This is a genomic window from Microbacterium schleiferi (genome assembly GCF_015565955.1).
Classification (GTDB): Bacteria; Actinomycetota; Actinomycetes; order Actinomycetales; family Microbacteriaceae; genus Microbacterium; species Microbacterium schleiferi_A.
Map to the genome: position 1 here is coordinate 2,821,293 of NZ_CP064760.1, position 17,076 is coordinate 2,838,368.

The window sequence follows — 17,076 nt, forward strand, 5'->3', positions numbered from 1 at the left end:
GTTCTCACTTTCCCTCATCGCTCTTCGGTGACCGCGGCGCGGTCGACCTCGAACGTCTCGACCTGCCCGTCGGGGGTGGTCACCGTGACGCTAGCAATCCCCTCTCCCCCGGGAAGACACGCATCGCGAGTCCGTCGAGATAGTCGTAGTCGGGGCGGTCATCGCGCGCACCCCAGGGGAGCACGGCGCCGGGGCGCACATACACCGGCAGACTGTCGAAGCCGTGGACCCCCGTGCGCCACGCGCCGCCCTCGACGCGCTCGCCCGTCAGCAAGTGCGTCCAGGTACCCGGTGGAAGGTAGAAGGTCACCTCACCGGATGCGGTGAAGACGGGGGCGACCAGGATGTCGGGGCCCAGCATGTATTGCCGGTCGAGGTACTCGACCGCGGGGTCTCCCGGGAAGGCCAGAGCCATCGGCCGCATGACGGGCATGCCCGTGACTGCAGCATCCTGACCGACCTGGAACAGGTAGGGCATGAGCCGCATCTTGAGCCGGGTGAACAGGCGCGTGATCTCGACGGCTTCCTCGTCGAAGGCCCACGGCACCCGGTAGGACTCCGATCCGTGGAATCGGGAGTGTGAGCTCAGGAGGCCGAAGGCCGTCCACCGCTTGAAGACCGCCGGGTCGGGTGTGCCCTCGAACCCGCCGATGTCGTGACTCCAGAACGCGAAGCCGCTCATCGCCAGCGAGAGGCCGCCGCGGAGCGTCTCGGCCATCGAGGTGAATGTCGAGGTCGAATCGCCGCCCCAGTGCACCGGCATCGACTGGCCGCCGGTTGTGGCAGACCGGGCGAACAGCACTGCCTCGCCCGGTCCCCGGGCCTCGACGAGCACGTCGTACACTGCCTCGTTGTAGAGCTGCGTGTACAGGTTGTGCATCCGCTGGTCGTCGGATCCGTCGGCGTAGGTGACCCCGAGCGGGATGCGCTCGCCGAAGTCGGTCTTGAAGGCATCCACGCCCTGGTCGACCAAGCGCCGGAGCTTGCCCTGGAACCATGCCTTCGCATCGGGATTCGTGAAGTCGACCAGTCCCATGCCCGCCTGCCACAGGTCCCACTGCCACACCGAGCCATCGGGCCGGGTGACGAGGTACCCCTGCTCGGCGGCCTCAGCAAACAGCGGCGAGCGCTGCGCGATGTAGGGGTTGATCCACACGCAGACGCGGAGATCCTTCTCGTGGAGGCGTGCGAGCATCCCGTCGGGGTCGGGGAAGACGCGCGGATCCCACTCGAAGTCGCACCAGTTGAACTCGCGCATCCAGAAGCAGTCGAAGTGGAAGACCGATACGGGAAGCTCGCGCGCTGCCATCTCGTCGATGAAGGAGGTCACGGTCTGCTCGTCGTAGTCGGTCGTGAACGACGTCGACAACCAGAGTCCGTACGACCACGACGGAACTCTGGCGGGTCGGCCGGTCAAGGCGGTGTACCGCTCGATCACCTGTGCCGGCGTGGGACCTGCGATGACGAAGTACTCCAGCACCTCGCCCGGGACCGAGAACTGCACCCGCTCGACGGCCTCGGAGCCGACCTCGTACGACACGTGCCCGGGATCGTTGACGAGAACCCCGTAGCCACGGTTGGAGAGGTAGAACGGCACGTTCTTGTAGGCCTGCTCGCTCGAGGTTCCTCCGTCGGCGTTCCAGATCTCGACGCTCTGCCCGTTCTTGACGAGCGAACCGAATCGCTCCCCGAGGCCATAGATGAGCTCCCCGACACCGAGGTCGAGCTGCTCGTGAACATAGGTGTCGGATGCCGGTGCGGCGAGTCCCGAGCGTGCGTTGCCGGCGACACCGTGGTGAACATCGGCATCCGCCGCGAGCCGGATGTAGCCTGCCGACTTGTGTCCGCTGGTCGTGACGGTCGTGCCGTCGAGCTCGAACGCGAGCGACCAGGGCGCGCCCTGGGTGACGCGGGCGGTGAGCGGCCCGGATGAGAGGATGCCGTCGGCATCCGTCACCATCGTCTCGCCGGCCCCCGAGACGGCACCCGGCAGGGCGAATCCGCCGTGCCAGCGCCCACCCTCGTGGTGGGCGATCCGTACGCGAATGACACCCTCGAGCGGAGAGGAGAGCGTCACGGTGAGCGTCGGCCGGTTCAGGACGTCGCCCCGCTTCATGATGCGCGCGGTCGGCGCAGTGATCTGCAGGGCCGCACCGTCGCTCGGGTGCGAGCGCTCCCAGATGTCATACGCTTCCTGCGCGTACAGGGCAGTGACGCCGGGGCGGACCTGCCAGAACCCGTCGGTGAATCTCATTACTTGACTGCTCCTGCCGTGATGCCGCGAGTGAGGGTGCGCTGGAAGATGAGGAAGAAGAGGAGTGTCGGCACGATGCCCAGCAAGGCGGAGGCACTCGTGGTGGTGACGTCCATGAGCCGGTCGCCCTGCAGCACGCTGATCGCTACCGGGACCGTCTGGGTCGCGTTGGAAACCAAGAACGTCAGCGGGATCAGGAACTCGTTCCACGTCCAGATGAAGAAGAAGATGAGCAGTACCGACAGGGTCGGCCGGCTGATCGGGAACACGACTCGCCAGAGGATCTGCCAGCGGGTCGCACCGTCCATGGCCGCAGCCTCGAGCACTTCCTTCGGGAACGTGCCATAGACGGATGCCAGCAGGTACGTGCCGAACGCCGCCTGGATGACGGTGAAGATGATGATCACCGACCAGACGGTGTTGTAGAGCCCCACGCCTTTGGCCATGTAGTACAGCGGGTAGAGCAGCGCCTCCTGCGGGAGCAGATTCGCAAGCAGGAACAGCAGCACGATCCAGCTGCGCCCGCGGATACGCCCGATTCCGATCGCGAACGCGTTGAGAACCGAGATCAGCACGGCCAGTACTGCGACGGTTCCTGAGATGAAGAACGAGTTCCAGAGCTTCTCGGGGAAGTTCACGCGCTCCCAGAACGCGACGAGGCCATCGACGTAGAACTCGGTGGGAATCGACAGCGGTCCCGAGTTGGAGTACTCGGCTGGCGACTTGAACGAGTTGACGATGATCAGGTAAAACGGCGCGACGACCAGGATGGCGCCGACCACCACGAACGCGACCATCAGCCAGTCGATCCCGCGGGGCTTGTTCATCCCGCCGCGGCGGCGCTGCGGGGTCTTCTCGGTCCGGGTGCTCCCGGGGGTGATCGCTGTCGCGGTCGCCATCACAGCCCCGCCCTTTCCTTGCGCTCCGACGCGGTCTGTGCGCGGATGAAGATGACGGCGATGACGCCGATGACAAGAGTGAGTGCGGTGGCGATCGTCGCGCCGTATCCGACCTGCTGTGCCTGGAAGAACTCGGTATAGGCGTAGTACGCGGGAACGATCGTCGAGGTTCCGGGGCCGCCGCGGGTCAGGACGTAGACGGGGCCGAAGACCTTCAGCGCGGCGATCGTGGTCGTGAGAGTCACCACGTAGATCTCGGGACGGATGATGCTGACAGTGATCGCGCGGAAGCGCTGGAACCAGTTGGCACCGTCGAGCTCGGCTGCCTCGTAGAGCTCGGGGTCGACGCGTTGAAGCGCAGCCATGAAGATCACGACCGGGTACCCGATCTGCACCCAGATCAGGACAACCATGATGCTCGGGAGAGCCGTATCGGGGCTGCCGAGCCAGTTGTGAGCGAGAAACCCGAGTCCGATGTTCTCGAGGATGGTGTTGAGGGCGCCATCCTGGGGGCGCAGAATCCACCCGATGACGATGCCAGCCACCGCGACGGGAAGGATCTGCGGCAGGTAGTAGGTCGCGCGCAGGAAACTCGCCAACCGACCGCCGAACTTGCGGCCGACGAGATCGAAGAGCACCGCAGCCAAGAGCAAACCGATGGCGGTGGGGACGATAACCATCGCGACGATCATCCAGATGCTGTTGCCGAACGAGGTCCAGAACTTCTGGTCTTGCATGAGCGCAGCCCAGTTGTCCAGGCCGATCCAGATCGGCGGCTTGATCCCCCGCCACTCGGTGAAGGTCAGGTACAGATTCCACACCAGCGGGATGATCACCACGACAGTCAGCAGGACGAGCCCTGGCAGGAGGTACAGCCAGTAGCCGCCGGTGCCGCGACCGCCGCGCTGCGGGATCAGGGGTTCCTCGGGCGGGAGCCGCTTGGCCTTGGCAGGCCGGACGAAGGGTACTGCGGTCATGTTCCGATTCCTCGGGTGGATGCGGGGCCGGGGCTCCCGGCCAGGGTGTGGGGCGGTGGGGACGGCCGTGCCGCCCCCACCGTGACCGGGTTACTCCCAGTACTGCGAGGCGTACGAGTCGTACTCGTCACCGAGCGAGGTCTGCACCTGCTCGGGCGTTGCCGTACCGTTGGCCAGCTCCTGCAGGTTCGCGACGATCGCGTCGTAGAAGGTCGGCGTCGGCCAGTCAGGGTAGAAGGCAAGGCCGTCCTGCGCGTTGATCGCGTTGAACGCCGAGATCAGCTGCAGGCTCGCCTCGTCGGTGATGTCGGACTCGTTCGCCGCGACCGGGAGTCCACCGTTGTTTCCGATGATCGCCTGGATCTCGGGGCGCATCGTGATGTCGATGAATTCGTAAGCGAGTTCCTTGTTCTTCGCGTTCTCCGGCACGACCCAGAGGTTGCCCGACGATCCGAGGCTGAGGTCAGAGCCCGGGAAGGGGAACAGGCCGAGCTGGAAGTCGCTGATCTCGCTGAGGAATCGGCCGTACCACCAGCTGCCCGAAACGAAGATCGGGTACTGCCCGGCGATGAACGCGGTTCCGGCGTCCTCAGCCTTCATCCCCGCGACATCCGCCGAGATGTATCCGGCGTCGATGTACTGCTTGAGCGTCTCTGTCGCGTAGGAGATCTGCTCACCCTGCCAGTCGACGGGGTTCGCGTAGAGCTGGTAGTCGTCGACCCACTGGCGATCCGCCTGGCTCAGGGCAAGCTGGTACCAGAGCTGACCGAGGGGGTACTCGGCGCCGGCCTCGGCCAGCGGGGTAATGCCCTCGGCGACGAACGCATCGAGCACGTCGATGAACTCGTCGTAGGTCGTCGGGACCTCGAGCCCGGCATCCGCGAACATGTCCTCGTTGTAGAAGACCGTCACGAACTCGCCGTAGTTCGGGATGCCGTACCAGGTGTCTCCACCCATGACACCGTCGGGGCTGTACTTGGCCGTCGTCTGCAGCGCCGGCGCGAGGAGGTCACCCCAGCCGTACTCGGCGACCGCGTCGTTCAAGTCGGTGAGCAGCCCCTGGCTTGCCAGGAGACCCGCCGTCGCGTTGCCCTTGTTATATTCCATGACATCCGGGGCCTCATCGGAGTTCAGCACCTGGCTGGCCGTCGAGCGGATCTGCTCGAAGCCCTTGGCCTCGAACTCCACCGTGACGTCGGGGTTTTCCTCCTTGAAGGTCTCGATTGCAGCGTCCCAGGCCTTGCCCATGGCGCTGTCTTCACCCTCGTAGTGCCAGAGGACGAGGGTGTCGCCGCTTTCGGCGTCCGAGGAACCGGAGCCAGAGCATCCGGCCAGGGCGAGAGCGGCAACGGTCATCGCGCTCGCGGCGACCAGTGCTCGCTGTGTGGTGCGGGTAAAGCGTGCCATCGGTGGCACTCCTTTCTTGGTGACCGTCGTCGGTCAGGTGGTTTCGGAGGGGCTGTGTAGTTGTGGAGGGAAAGTATCGAAGCGCTTCGACAATGGGCATGCACGATGACCGTCGATCGTGGCGTCACATCGCGGCGAGAGCTCCCGGCTTGTCGTTCGGCGATCCGACCCACGGCCCGATCGAGCCGCGGGACAGATATGTGGGAGGGAGAAGGTGGAGCCCTGGTTCCCGATGCCCCTCATCGAGGCTTTCGAGCGCGAGCTCGACAGCGCGATTGCAGGATTCGGCGGGGATGAGTGGCAGGGCGTCGATCGGCCGCGCCAGCGTGTCGATGTCGAAGCTGTTACCGACGGAGATCAGAGACAGCCCGTAGGGCACGCTCACCCCGCGCTGATCCAGCTCACTCAGCACGATGGCGTGCGCATCCTCGTTCGAATGCAGAATCAACGCTGTAACGCCGGCGGCCAGCAAATCTGACACGGCCGTGCGGCACCCATTGCGGTCCGTTTGCGCATGCCCGCTCGCGCGGAAGAACGTCTGGACACCGAGCTCCGCAGCGCGCTTCTCATACGCAGCCCGCACGCGCGGCGGGAAGTTCGACTTCTCATAGGCGGTCTCCGTCATCCCGAGCATGCCGATGCGGGTGTGCCCGAGGGCCGCAAGTTTGTCGACGGCGATACGGGCAGCCGCCTCGAAGTCCAGGTCGACGCAGACGAGACCCTCGTGATCGTCCGGAACACCGATGAACACCGTAGGTGTGGCAAGGTTTCGCGCGAGCGCCACCCGCTCGTCATCGGGGGCGACATCCAGCACGAGGATGGCATCGGCCAGGCCCGTGGAGGCAACACGGTTCATCCCCGAGACGGCTTGCTCTTCGGTCAGCAACAGGATGTCGTAGTCATGCTGGCGCGCAGCCACCGCCGTTGCTAAGACGAAAGCCATATGGGTCGGCACATGGGTATCGGTGCGCAGTGGCTCAGTCAGCGCGAAGATGTTCGTGCGGCGCCCCGCCAGCATCCGCGCGCCCGCGTTCGGGCTGTAGCCCAGCTTCGCAACGGCGGCTTCGATGCGCTTGCGGGTCGCGGGCGACACCGGGCGTTTGCCACTCAGCGCATACGACACTGTCGAGATCGATACGCCGGCAGCTGCTGCCACCTCGTCGATCTTCGCCATGGCGACCTCACTGTCCAGTCGGTTTAGCGAAGCGCTTCGCTAAACGCTTCGACGGCGATAGTACGCACACCTGCGCATCCCTCGCAACCCTTTTGTCTTCAGCGACAACAAACCGTGACCCGGTTGTGATCCAATGCGGGGCGGCAGGCGAAGTGCCCATCATCCGCCCACCCCACTGAGCAGATTGCCCCCGAGATGTCAGCCTTTTCCGCCGCAATGAGCGTGATTTGACGCGCTTCGACACGGTCGGTCATAATCGGCCGCATGACTGACAATGCGCATGTCCTGTCCGCCTGGGAGGCGAACGGAACTGCCGGCATGATGATGGCCGGCCGCTCAGTCATGTGTTGTCGAATGTGTCGCTGACGACACCTCAGCGGGGCTCGTTCTGCGATCCAGATCGCACTGCCCCTCAGCCCTCTCGCAGAGCGCGCCCATCCGAACCGCGCTCGACACCGACCGTCAGGTCACCGCAGCACACTTCTGCCCGAACCATCCGGGCCCTCGCAAGGACCATCATCCCCATGTCGAACACCGCTCTCCTCACCCGCCCCGCTCCCGCACGTCACCTGCACGCCGTGCCCCCGATCGTCGACGAACCCGCGGCCCGCAGCCCGCGCGGCTTCGCCCTCTACGTCGGACTCGATGAGGCCAAGGCTGCCGCTGCCGGCGTCTCTCTCCCGGTTCTCGTCGATGCTCTGCGCCGCACGCTGGCCGAGCTCGCACCGGATGCCGAAACCTACGCCACCGTCGCGCTCGCACCTCGCGGCGCCGGCGGTCGCGACGTCGATGTCGTGCGCCGCGCGCTGCGTGAGCCTTCTGCCGTCGCAGCCCTCACGGTGGCATCGGAACCCGAAGACACCGACCGCTCGGCACGGGGAGTCGTCTTCGACATCTCGCGCAAGCGCGTTGTGATCGACGGCGAGACAGCTCCGTTCACGTTCACCGAGTTCGAACTGCTCCAGTACCTCGTCCTGCGCGAGGGCCGCACGATCGAGCGGTCTGAGTTGGTCGGCTCGCTCTGGCAGAGCGCCGAGGACGGCGAGGTACCGGGCGAGCGCACGATCGATGTGCACGTCCGTCGGCTGCGCTCCAAGCTCGGCCGCTACGAGGACATCGTGCGCACCGTGCGCGGCGTCGGGTACCGCTTCGACAGGCACGCCGACGTCGTCATCCGCTACGGCCACGGCACCCCCTCGCCCGACCGGTTCTAGGTCAGCCTCGGCGACCGGAGCGGCGCGGGAAGACCCGATGTCGCGGCGCGCACGTATCGTGATCGCATGACCTCGCTCGCGCCGACACCCACCGCTTGCGCGGCGGCGCTCGAGACCGTCTATCGGCCGCGGCATCCGCTGGATCTGCGGGCCACGGTGGTGTTCCAGCGGCGCGGCGCGAACGACCCGACCATGACCGTCGACGGCCCGGTCATCTGGCGAGCGGCGCGCACCCCGAACGGTGTCGCGACAGTCGCGCTGCGCGGCACCTCCGACGGAACCGTACGCATCGCGGCGTGGGGCGAGGGCGCCGAGTGGGCGCTCGAGCAGGCTCCCGCGCTGTGCGGCGACACCGACGATGCAACCGGATTCGATGCGACTCGGCATCCACTCATCGCCCATCTCGCGCACCGGAACCCCGGGCTCCGCCTCGGCCGCACCGATCTCGTGTTCGATGCCCTCGCCAGCTCCATCGTCGAGCAGAAGATCACGGGGCTCCAGGCGTTCGCCGCATGGCGACGACTCGTGGCCTGGCATGGCACACCCGCGCCGGGTCCGACGCCCCGGGCGATGTTCGCTCCGCCGACGATCGATGGCTGGCGGCGCATCCCGTCGTGGGACTGGCACCGTGCCGGACTCGAGCCGCCGCAGGCACGCACGATCACCCGCGTGGCCGAGCGCGGGGCATCGCTGGTCCGCGGCATCCTGGCGGCAACGGATGCCGAGCAGATCGATCGGATCCTGCTGTCCCAGCCCGGAATCGGACCGTGGACCGCTGCCGAAACACGCATCAAGGCGCTCGGGGATCCGGATGCCGTGAGTGTCGGCGACTACCACCTCGCGCACGAGGTCGGATACGCCCTGACCGGCTCGCGCACGGACGACGACGGGATGCTTGAGCTGCTCTCCCCGTGGACGGGCCACCGGCAGCGCGTCATCCGACTGGTGACCGCCGCCGGACCCCGGGAGCCGCGGCGCGGTCCGCGCCTGCATCCCGAGGATCACCGCTCCCGCTGAGCGAGTCGCGCCGGTCAGCCGTCCTCGGGCGCGAGATCCCCCTGCCCGGTGTCGCCCAGATCGGCACGGAGGGGATCGTCCCCCTGTGTTTCGGGCTGGATGTCGGGGTCGATGTCGACTGCGGCATCCTCGGCCGAGCCGTCATCGGACGACCGTTGCGGATCGACTGTGGGCTCCGCTCCTTCGATGGGCGCAATCTGCTCGACGGTGTCGGCTTCTTCGAGGGGATCGCGGGCACTGTCGGTCATGTCGCTTCCTTTCGCCGTCCCACGCGGTCTGCGTGGCAGGTACGAGTCAGCCTGTCGCGACCTCTCGCCGGGTGCGAGGGTCTTGACAGGTCACTGCGTCGTGCGACGGCGCTCTCACATCTCTTCGTGTGTGGTGGGATCGCCGTCCCAGAGGCGTCCGCGCTCGAGCGCCGAGATCGCCGCGACCTGCTCATTGGTCAGCGCGAACGCGAACACATCAGCGTTCTCGCGCTGGCGGCCGGCGTGACCCGACTTCGGGATGGGCGTCGACCCGAGCTGCACGTGCCACCGCAGCACAACCTGTGTCGGGCTGACGCCCAGCTCGGCCGCGAGGTCGGTGATCACCTGTTCGTTCAGCAGTTCGCTGCGGCGCGCGAGCGGACTCCAGCTCTCGGTGCGGATGCCGTGCTCCTCGTGGTAGGCACGCAACGCCCCCTGCGGGAAGTAGGGGTGCAGTTCGACCTGGTTCACGACGGGCATCACACCCGTCTCGGCCTGGAGGCGATCGAGCATCGCCTCGGTGAAGTTCGACACCCCGATCGACCGCACGAGACCCTCGCTTCGGAGGTCGATCATCGCGCGCCACGTGTCGACGTACTTGTCGACGCTCGGGTTCGGCCAGTGGATCAGATGCAGATCGATACGCTCAAGACCGAGGCGGTCGAGGGACTCGCGCGCGCTGCGGCGCGCCTCGTCGTACCCGTGGTCGCGGCCCGGGATCTTCGTCGTAACGATCAGCTCGTCACGGTCCAGTCCGCTGCGGCGGACTGCCTCACCCACCTCGCTCTCGTTCTCATAGTTCACGGCGGAGTCCAGGAGCCGGTATCCAGCCTGGATCGCCGAGACAATGGCATCCGTGCCGTCAGCACCGCGAAGACCGTAGGTGCCGAAGCCCAGCTGCGGGAAGCTCACGCCGTCGGCCAGGGTCACAGTCGGGATGGAGATCATGGTTCCATCCTGCCCCGCCTCGCCGGCGGCCAGGGCCGTCAGTCCAGAAGGCGCTCCAGGACCCGGATGACGCCGTGATCGGCGTTGGACGGCGCTCGGTAGCGGGCGGCCGCTGCGACATCCGGATGCGCGTTGGCCATCGCGAACGAGAAGTCTGCGGCATCCATCATGTCGAGATCGTTGAGGTAGTCCCCGAACACGGCTGTCTGCTCGGGGGTCACGTCCAGGAGGTCCTGGATGGCGCGGAGCGCCTTGCCCTTCGAGACACCCTGGTTCATGACATCGACCCAGTGGTGCCCTGACACCACGACCTGATGGGTCAGGCGGTGCCGCTCCAGTGCGGGTGCGGTGTTCTTCTCGCCGTCCTCGACGTCGAAGACCGCGACCTTGAGGATCTCGTCGTCCACGGCAGTCAGGTCCGCAACATCCGTGAGGCGGGCGTAGTACTTCTCGGCCTGGCTGCGGAAGGCGTCATCGGTTCGTTCGATGTAGGCCGAGGCCTTGCCGCACAGCACGACGCCGACGTCGTGGGTGAAGCCACGGATGTCGCGAACGAGACCATCGACGAACGCGCGGTCCATGACATCGGAGCTCAGCTCCTCGTCGCCGCGCGTGACGAACGTGCCGTTCTCGGCGATGAAGACGAGGTCGTCGCCGTGGTCACCGAACTCGCGCCGCAGGGTGGCGTGCTGCCTACCGCTGGCGGGCGCGAAGGCGATGCCCGCGTCCGCGAGCCGGTCGAGCAGAGGCCACAGCGCGGGCGGCACCTTTCCGTCGCTGTCGAGCAGAGTGCCATCCATGTCGACCGCGATCAGGCGGATCTCTTTCCCCCGGCCGGCGAGCACGTCCAGGTCGATCGGGGCGGTCGGGGATCCCTGCAAGGAGTCATCGGTCACTCCCCCATCCTGCCTGAGGCTCGCACCCGGGCGACGCGTCGCTCGAGGTGGGCGATCTCCACCGGATTCGTCGCAAGCAGGCGCGCACGGTCGAACGCGGCCAGAGCGCTCCCCGATTCAGCGGCTCGGAAAGATCGACACGGTCGGAGAAAGAAAATCTGACGGATGCTGCGCAACGCGCGAGGATCGAGGCATGAGCCGCCACTGGAGCCCCCTCGCCGTCACCTATCTCGCGTTGGCCGTCGCGGGCCTCGCGGGTACCTGGTACTTCAATGTCCTTGCGATCATCCAGCTGCGTGATTTCATCGGCGACCTCGTCACGAGCGGCCCGGCGGTCTCGTCGATCACGGTGGATCTGCTCGTCGTCGCGGTAGCCGGGTGCGTGTTCATCGTCGTCGAGGCGCGGCGACTCGGCATGCGCTTCGCCTGGCTCTACATCCTCGGCTCGGGCCTCACAGCGTTCGCCTTCACCTTCCCGCTGTTTCTCGCCCTGCGCCAGCGACGGATGACGCAACTGAAGGCATCCGTCACGCCGACGCCCGTGCCTCCTCAGGGGTGAGCGCGTGGGTCTGGGGCCAGCGTGGTGAGCCGCCGATGACCCAGTAAGCGAGCCCGACGACGACCGCGCCGCCCACGAGGTTGCCGAGCCCGACCCAGAGCATGTTCGTCCCGAACGACAGCCAGGTCGCGCTCGGCACACCCGTGGCAAGACCCAGCGTGAAGGTCGTCATGTTCGCCACGACGTGCTCGAAGCCCGAGGTGATGAAGGCGAGGAGCGCCCAGAAGATGACGGCGAACTTCGGGCCGTCAGAGTTCGATCGGGCCACCATCCAGATGGCCAAGCACACCAGAACATTGCAGAGGATGCCGCGCACGAACAGTTCGAGCGGGGACTCGTGAGCCTTGGCATCCAGCATCGCCTCGAGCATGGCGCCCGCCGCCGGATTGGCGTGCAGTACCCCCGCGACGGCCACGAGGACACCGAAGACCGCGGCCCCGAGCAGGTTCGCCACGAACGTGAACCCGAGCGCCCCGGCTGCGGGACCGGATGCCGTCGCGCGCATGAGCGTGCCCTGCGTCAGCGTCATCATCGAGGACGTAACGAGCTCGGCGCCGGCGAAGACGACGAGCGTGAGGGCGACGCCGAACACGAGTCCGCTCACGAGCTTGGCCCAGCCGTCCCCGGCCTCCGCGAGGGGACCTGCCGCATTGAGCATGAGCACGACGGCGATCCCCACATAAGCGCCAGCAAGCATTCCCGAGATCGTGAAGCGCAGCGGATGCCGCATTCCCTCGATCTTGTGGATCGCCGCATCGGCCTGGAGCTCGAGAGTGTCTTCGATCGTGCGCACACCGGCACGATACTCCTGTGGTCAGACCACAATGGGGCCGAAGGTCCCCACGAACTACAACCACGACACCTCGGGACGCACGACGATTTTGCCGGGAACATGGCCTCTCTCGAGTTCCGCAATCGCCGCGGGGACCCCGTCAAGACCTACTTCTTGATAGATGACGCTGCGTACGCGGCCGTCGCCGAGCATCGCGCCAAGGATCGCCATGTCGGCCCCGGACCACGTCGTATTGATCCCCACAACCCGCTCCGGGCGGAAACGGCTGGTGAGAAGGCCCGCGAAGACGCGCGTCGCGGGGCCCAGCAGCCGTCCGTCACCCGGGCCGCCGACGAGGACCAGCGACCCGCCCGGTGCGAGCAGGCTCCGCAGGTACGCGATTCGCGCGCCGCCCGCGATATCGATGATGACGTCGAACCGCTCGCCGATGTCGTTGACCTCGCCGCGCGTATAGTCCAGGACACGATCGGCGCCGAGATCCGCGATCCACTCCGCGTTGCGCCCACTGCAACTGGCAACGACCCGACCGACACCGAGGGAGCGCGCAAGCTGAACGGCGTAGTGCCCCACGCCGCCCGCGGCACCGAGGATCAATACGCGGCCGCCCGCCTCCAGTTGCCCCTTGTCTCGCAGAGCCTGCAGCGCCGTCAGACCGGCAAGCGGCACCGCTGCCGCCTCAGCGGGAGTCACGCCCGCCGGGATCGGCGCGAGATACTCCGCACGCGCCGTGGCAGCCTCCGCCAGCGAGCCGCGTGCCGGACCGAAGACAGCGTCACCGACCCTGAACTCCGAGACATCGGTGCCGACCTCCGTGACGATGCCCGCGACATCCACCCCCAGACCGGGGTTGCGCGGATGCCGCCAGCCCGATGTCGGACGCATGAGCCACGGCAGTCCTCGCATGTGATGCCACTCGAAGGGGTTCAGCGATGCGGCCGCGACCCGCAGCCGCACACGCCCCGGCTCCAACGGCTCATCCTCGATGTCCTCGATCTGCAGAGTCTCCGGCCCGCCGTAACGGGTGCGACGGATGGCACGCATGTCGGTCCTCCTCGGCCGCCACCAGCAGCCTTACGTTGTATGGTCACGGGTGACGCTAGTCTTACAACGTAAGTTCGTCAAGTCACGCGAGGAGCGACGGATGTCTCCAGCTGAGGGGGAACCGGATCAGCTCCGCCGACCGCTCACACGGCAGAGCATCCTGGCGGCAGCGCTCGAGCTCGTCGACGCCGACGGCCTTGACGCACTGACCATGCGGTCACTGGGCGCCAGACTCGGTGTCGAAGCGATGTCGCTGTACCACCATCTCCCGTCGAAGCAGGCCGTCATCGATGGGATCGTGGATCTCGTCTGGGCAGAGGTCACGCTGACCGCGGACGCCCAGGACTGGCGTACCGCGGTCAGACGGACGGCGCGATCGGCGTTCGCGACCCTGCTACACCACCCCTGGGCGAACCGCATCCGCGCGACCAGCGGCGGGCCGGCGCGGATGGCGTACCTCGACGCGTCGCTGGGACACCTCCGCCGCGCCGGCTTCACCCCGAGCAGGCCTTCCACGCCCACCACGTTCTCGAGGCGTACATCCAGGGCTACGTGACGCAGGCCCTGGATTTCGCACCGATGGATGCCGCCGCTGAGCGCGAACGACGTGACGCCGCGCTGGCATACCTCGAGCAGGTCGAGCACACCCACCTCATCGAGCACATCCACCTTCACGGAACCGACCAGGGATCGGGGTTCGATTTCGGACTGACCCTTCTCCTGGACGGCCTCGATGCGCGTCTGCGTACGACCGGTCCTCAGTAGCGCTGGCTCGCGAGGACGCGTGCCGACTCGCGGGCAGCGGAGTCGTTGCGTACCCCGGCGCGAGATCCCGCGAGCTTGGCCGCGATGTGCTCACCGACGGTGACCGGCTCGTAGAGGTCGGGATGCTCCGCATCGACGCACGAGGGCAGCGTCTGGATGAGCGCGTCGACGTTTCCGTCGTGGAAGAAGGCAGCAGACCGTCGCCGCTCGATCGTCCCGTCGATCACCGGCGGCTTCACACGGTGCAGTGTCGACATCCACCGCTCGTTCGTCCAGCGCGCCGTGACGTCGCCGAGGTTGATCAGCAGCGCATCATCGGCGGGGGCGACATCGTTCCAGGAACCATCGGCACCGAGCACCTGGAGGCCCTTGACCTGGTCCGCCCACAAGATGGTGACGATCCCGTAGTCGGTGTGCTCCCCCATGCCGATGAGGTCGCCATCGAGGGTCACATCCGTTCCGGGCGGCAGGGCATAGTTGTTCATCCGCAGCACATCGAGCGAGTGATCGGTGCGGGAGGCGAAGAACTCCGGATCCAGGCCCAGGGCATCCGCGAAGATCCGCGTCATGACGCGGGCGACGCGGCCGGCCTCGGTGAAATACGCCTCCACCTGCTCCTGGAATCCGTCGACGGTGGGCCACACGTTGTCGGCATAGTCGGGCTGCGGCAACTCCGCCATGTGCGGATACGACGCGGCGGATGCGCCGACATTGAACGCCTCGAAGAAGTCGTTCATGCGGCTGGCCTGCTCGACCCCGAGGCTGAGGCTCAGCGACTCCGACTTCGGCGGACTGTACCCGCGGTTGATCTTGGGTGGGGTGCGGTAGGCCTTCTTCGCCTCAAGATCGAGCGCGAAGAAGGCATCCATCGCGTCGGTGAGCCCGTGCGTGATCGCGTCGGGGATCCCGTGGCCGGTGATCTGGATGAACCCGACCGTGCGGCACGCGTCGTCGATACGGCGAGCGACCTCCGCCTGGGCCGCGGCCGTGCCACCTGCCACGTAAGGGGTGATGTCCACGAGGGGGACCTGGAATGTCATGGCAACTCCTTCTTGAGCCGCTTCACGCTTTCCACTCACCCGCGGGTGCGGGCTTTCGCTTTCATGAGCGTTGCCGGTGACGATACGCCCGGGCCGTTTCGCCCGCGTTACACGCGGCGGAGAAGACCTCAGCGCGAGCGCCGCTACTCCGAGAGCGAGCGACTGAGGACCGAGAGCGTTGCCGCCTGAGCGGCACGGGCGCTGTCGCCCCGGCGCGCGACGAGCAACCCCACGACAGACTCCGTCACGAGCATGAGCGCCGCGCGGGAGGTATGCACCAGCTCATCGTGGAAGGAATCGTTCACGGGAGCCACGATGAGAGCGACATCCGCTGCCTCCGCCACCGGTGAGCGAGGAAACGAGGTGATCGCGAGTACCCGGGCGCCGCTCGCGCGTGCTTCGGTGACAACATCCAACGACGCACGGTTTGCCCCCGACCCTGAGACGACCAGGCATGCGGAACCGCGCCCCAGATGCTTGGCGGCGATCTGCTGGCCGAGAGTGTCGGGCATGTACTCGGCCGGCCGGCCCGCCGAGGTCAGTCGCATCGCGAGGTCGATTCCGAGCGGTGACGACAGTCCGTTCGCCGCCACGAGCAGGCGCTGGGCTCCGTCGATCTCGGTGACGAACGCATCGAGCTCGGCCTCGGTGAGTGCCGAGACCGTGTGAGGCAGCCGCGCGGCGAAGCGATCGACGGCTCCCCGCAGGGCTCCGAGCATCGTGCCGTCCGTCCCGGTTGCCGCTGTGCCCGTGAGCGAGACTTCGCGTGCGAGTGCGACCCGCAACTGCGGGTATCCCTCGTAGCCGAGAGACTGGGCGGTGCGGATGACGCTCGCGCGCCCCACCCCAACCAGATCGGCGACCTCCTGGGCAGTCCGTTCGATCGCTGCTTCAACGTCCGCCACGATCGACTCCGCGACGCGTCGCTCGGTCGGCTGCAGCGACGGTGCGAGCATCGCGATCCGCGTCGAAGGAGGCGCGTCAGCGGATCCCGACCACATCCTGGCGTCCTTTCGAGGATCGTCTGGCTCCGCGCATCCGGGCCCCCTGCGTGATCCGCCGGCGTATCGCTCCCGAGATCGCGTCGATCGTCATGGTGGCAACGACCACCACGATCAACAGCATTCCGACGGTATCCCATTGCCGGAAGTTGGTGTAGTTGGCCAGCATGCTTCCGATCCCGCCAGCGCCGACGAGGCCGAGCACGGCAGAGGTACGGATGTTGATCTCGAAGCGATACAGCGCGAACGACATCAGGGCGGGAGCCGCAGCCGGCCACAGCGCCCATCGGGTGACTTCTGCCGTGCCGCCCCCGGCCGCACGCACGGCCTCGGAGGCGCCTTCCTGTACCGACTCGATGGTCTCGTAGACCCATTTTCCCTGCGTGCCGATTCCGGCGATGCCCAGGGCCAGTGCACCTGTGAACGGTGTCAGCCCGGTGACGGTGAGTAGAAGCAGGGCGATGATCACTTCGGGCAGGGCCCGGATGACGGCGAACAAGCCGCGCAGGGGCAACCGGAGCCAGACCGGCCCCACGCCCCGCGCTGCCAGCATCCCGAGCGGGATCGACACCAGCACGCACAGAATCGCACCGATCCAGGCCATCGAGATCGACCGCCACGTCTCGAAGAGGGCTCGCGGGAGCTTCTCCCAGTTGGGGTCGGCGAACATCAGCGTGCCGTAGTGAAGGAGCTCACCGGGGATCGCGCCGACGTCGCTCCAGTCGATCGGTAGTCCGGCGGTCGCCCACAGAACGATCACCCCGACGACCACCGCCGTGAGCGTCGGTGCGAGGCGCGACGGGCGCGGGGGAAGCGCGAGCCCCAGCTCGCGGGCAGACACCG

The 17,076-nt window shown here is 66.9% G+C and carries 15 protein-coding genes and 2 pseudogenes; 4 read left to right on the forward strand and 13 right to left on the reverse strand.

Features of this window, described 5'->3' with window-relative positions:
• Positions 1–14: 14 nt before the first annotated feature.
• From yicI to IT882_RS13760, 5 genes and pseudogenes are all read right to left on the reverse strand, one after another.
• Positions 15–2,254: pseudogene (gene yicI, locus IT882_RS13740) on the reverse strand (alpha-xylosidase).
• Positions 2,254–3,153 carry a carbohydrate ABC transporter permease gene (locus tag IT882_RS13745; RefSeq protein ID WP_195692310.1) on the reverse strand — a complete coding sequence of 300 codons (900 nt, stop codon included), beginning with the start codon at positions 3,151–3,153 and terminating at the stop codon, positions 2,254–2,256. Before IT882_RS13745 ends, yicI begins: the two are co-directional and overlap by 1 nt.
• Positions 3,153–4,130: a carbohydrate ABC transporter permease gene (locus IT882_RS13750; RefSeq protein ID WP_195692311.1), complete on the reverse strand. Its 978-nt coding sequence runs from the start codon at positions 4,128–4,130 to the stop codon at positions 3,153–3,155. The genes IT882_RS13745 and IT882_RS13750 overlap by 1 nt, the downstream gene beginning before the upstream one ends.
• A 90-nt stretch (positions 4,131–4,220) precedes the next feature.
• Positions 4,221–5,537 carry an ABC transporter substrate-binding protein gene (locus IT882_RS13755; RefSeq protein WP_195692312.1) on the reverse strand — a complete coding sequence of 439 codons (1,317 nt, stop codon included), beginning with the start codon at positions 5,535–5,537 and terminating at the stop codon, positions 4,221–4,223.
• A 124-nt stretch (positions 5,538–5,661) separates the two neighbouring features.
• On the reverse strand, positions 5,662–6,711 hold the full coding sequence (locus tag IT882_RS13760) for a LacI family DNA-binding transcriptional regulator (protein ID WP_195692313.1): 1,050 nt from the start codon (positions 6,709–6,711) through the stop codon (positions 5,662–5,664).
• A 524-nt stretch (positions 6,712–7,235) separates the two neighbouring features.
• Here IT882_RS13760 and IT882_RS13765 point away from each other — a divergent pair.
• Together IT882_RS13765 and IT882_RS13770 are read left to right on the forward strand one after the other, a co-directional pair.
• Positions 7,236–7,925, forward strand: coding sequence for a winged helix-turn-helix domain-containing protein (locus IT882_RS13765; protein WP_195692314.1), 690 nt, complete (start codon positions 7,236–7,238; stop codon positions 7,923–7,925).
• A 66-nt stretch (positions 7,926–7,991) separates the two neighbouring features.
• Positions 7,992–8,942: a DNA-3-methyladenine glycosylase family protein gene (locus IT882_RS13770; RefSeq protein WP_195692315.1), complete on the forward strand. Its 951-nt coding sequence runs from the start codon at positions 7,992–7,994 to the stop codon at positions 8,940–8,942.
• A gap of 14 nt (positions 8,943–8,956) precedes the next feature.
• Here the strand turns inward: IT882_RS13770 and IT882_RS13775 are convergent, their stop codons facing one another.
• The 3 genes from IT882_RS13775 to IT882_RS13785 all read right to left on the reverse strand — a co-directional run bounded on the left by IT882_RS13775 (position 8,957) and on the right by IT882_RS13785 (position 11,034).
• Entirely contained in the window at positions 8,957–9,190 is a 234-nt protein-coding gene (locus IT882_RS13775) for a hypothetical protein (protein WP_195692316.1), read from the reverse strand.
• A 114-nt stretch (positions 9,191–9,304) separates the two neighbouring features.
• A complete protein-coding gene (locus IT882_RS13780; RefSeq protein WP_195692317.1) occupies positions 9,305–10,138 on the reverse strand; it encodes an aldo/keto reductase in 834 nt (277 codons plus the stop codon).
• Between the two features lie 38 nt (positions 10,139–10,176).
• The gene (locus tag IT882_RS13785) at positions 10,177–11,034 is read right to left on the reverse strand and encodes a Cof-type HAD-IIB family hydrolase (protein WP_324253892.1); all 858 of its coding nucleotides are present in this window, start codon (positions 11,032–11,034) and stop codon (positions 10,177–10,179) included.
• 193 nt (positions 11,035–11,227) lie between these two features.
• Between IT882_RS13785 and IT882_RS13790 the strand changes: the two genes are divergently transcribed.
• Positions 11,228–11,593: a DUF2834 domain-containing protein gene (locus IT882_RS13790; RefSeq protein WP_195692318.1), complete on the forward strand. Its 366-nt coding sequence runs from the start codon at positions 11,228–11,230 to the stop codon at positions 11,591–11,593.
• Here IT882_RS13790 and IT882_RS13795 read toward each other — a convergent pair.
• Both IT882_RS13795 and IT882_RS13800 read right to left on the reverse strand, forming a co-directional pair.
• Complete coding sequence (locus tag IT882_RS13795; RefSeq protein ID WP_195692319.1) at positions 11,562–12,386, reverse strand: formate/nitrite transporter family protein; 825 nt, start codon at positions 12,384–12,386, stop codon at positions 11,562–11,564. The two genes, IT882_RS13790 and IT882_RS13795, sit on opposite strands and share 32 nt — an antisense overlap.
• A 54-nt stretch (positions 12,387–12,440) precedes the next feature.
• Positions 12,441–13,427, reverse strand: coding sequence for an NAD(P)-dependent alcohol dehydrogenase (locus tag IT882_RS13800; protein ID WP_195692320.1), 987 nt, complete (start codon positions 13,425–13,427; stop codon positions 12,441–12,443).
• 100 nt (positions 13,428–13,527) lie between these two features.
• On the opposite strand from IT882_RS13800, the pseudogene IT882_RS16730 reads away from it, so the two are divergent.
• A pseudogene (locus IT882_RS16730) lies at positions 13,528–14,192 on the forward strand (TetR/AcrR family transcriptional regulator).
• Here IT882_RS16730 and IT882_RS13815 read toward each other — a convergent pair.
• The 3 genes from IT882_RS13815 to phnE all read right to left on the reverse strand — a co-directional run bounded on the left by IT882_RS13815 (position 14,186) and on the right by phnE (position 17,074).
• Positions 14,186–15,232, reverse strand: coding sequence for an isopenicillin N synthase family dioxygenase (locus IT882_RS13815; protein WP_195692322.1), 1,047 nt, complete (start codon positions 15,230–15,232; stop codon positions 14,186–14,188). The pseudogene IT882_RS16730 and the gene IT882_RS13815 overlap by 7 nt on opposite strands.
• A gap of 143 nt (positions 15,233–15,375) precedes the next feature.
• Positions 15,376–16,233: a MurR/RpiR family transcriptional regulator gene (locus IT882_RS13820; protein WP_195692323.1), complete on the reverse strand. Its 858-nt coding sequence runs from the start codon at positions 16,231–16,233 to the stop codon at positions 15,376–15,378.
• Positions 16,214–17,074: a phosphonate ABC transporter, permease protein PhnE gene (phnE, locus tag IT882_RS13825; RefSeq protein ID WP_229382141.1), complete on the reverse strand. Its 861-nt coding sequence runs from the start codon at positions 17,072–17,074 to the stop codon at positions 16,214–16,216. Before phnE ends, IT882_RS13820 begins: the two co-directional genes overlap by 20 nt.
• Positions 17,075–17,076: the final 2 nt, after the last annotated feature.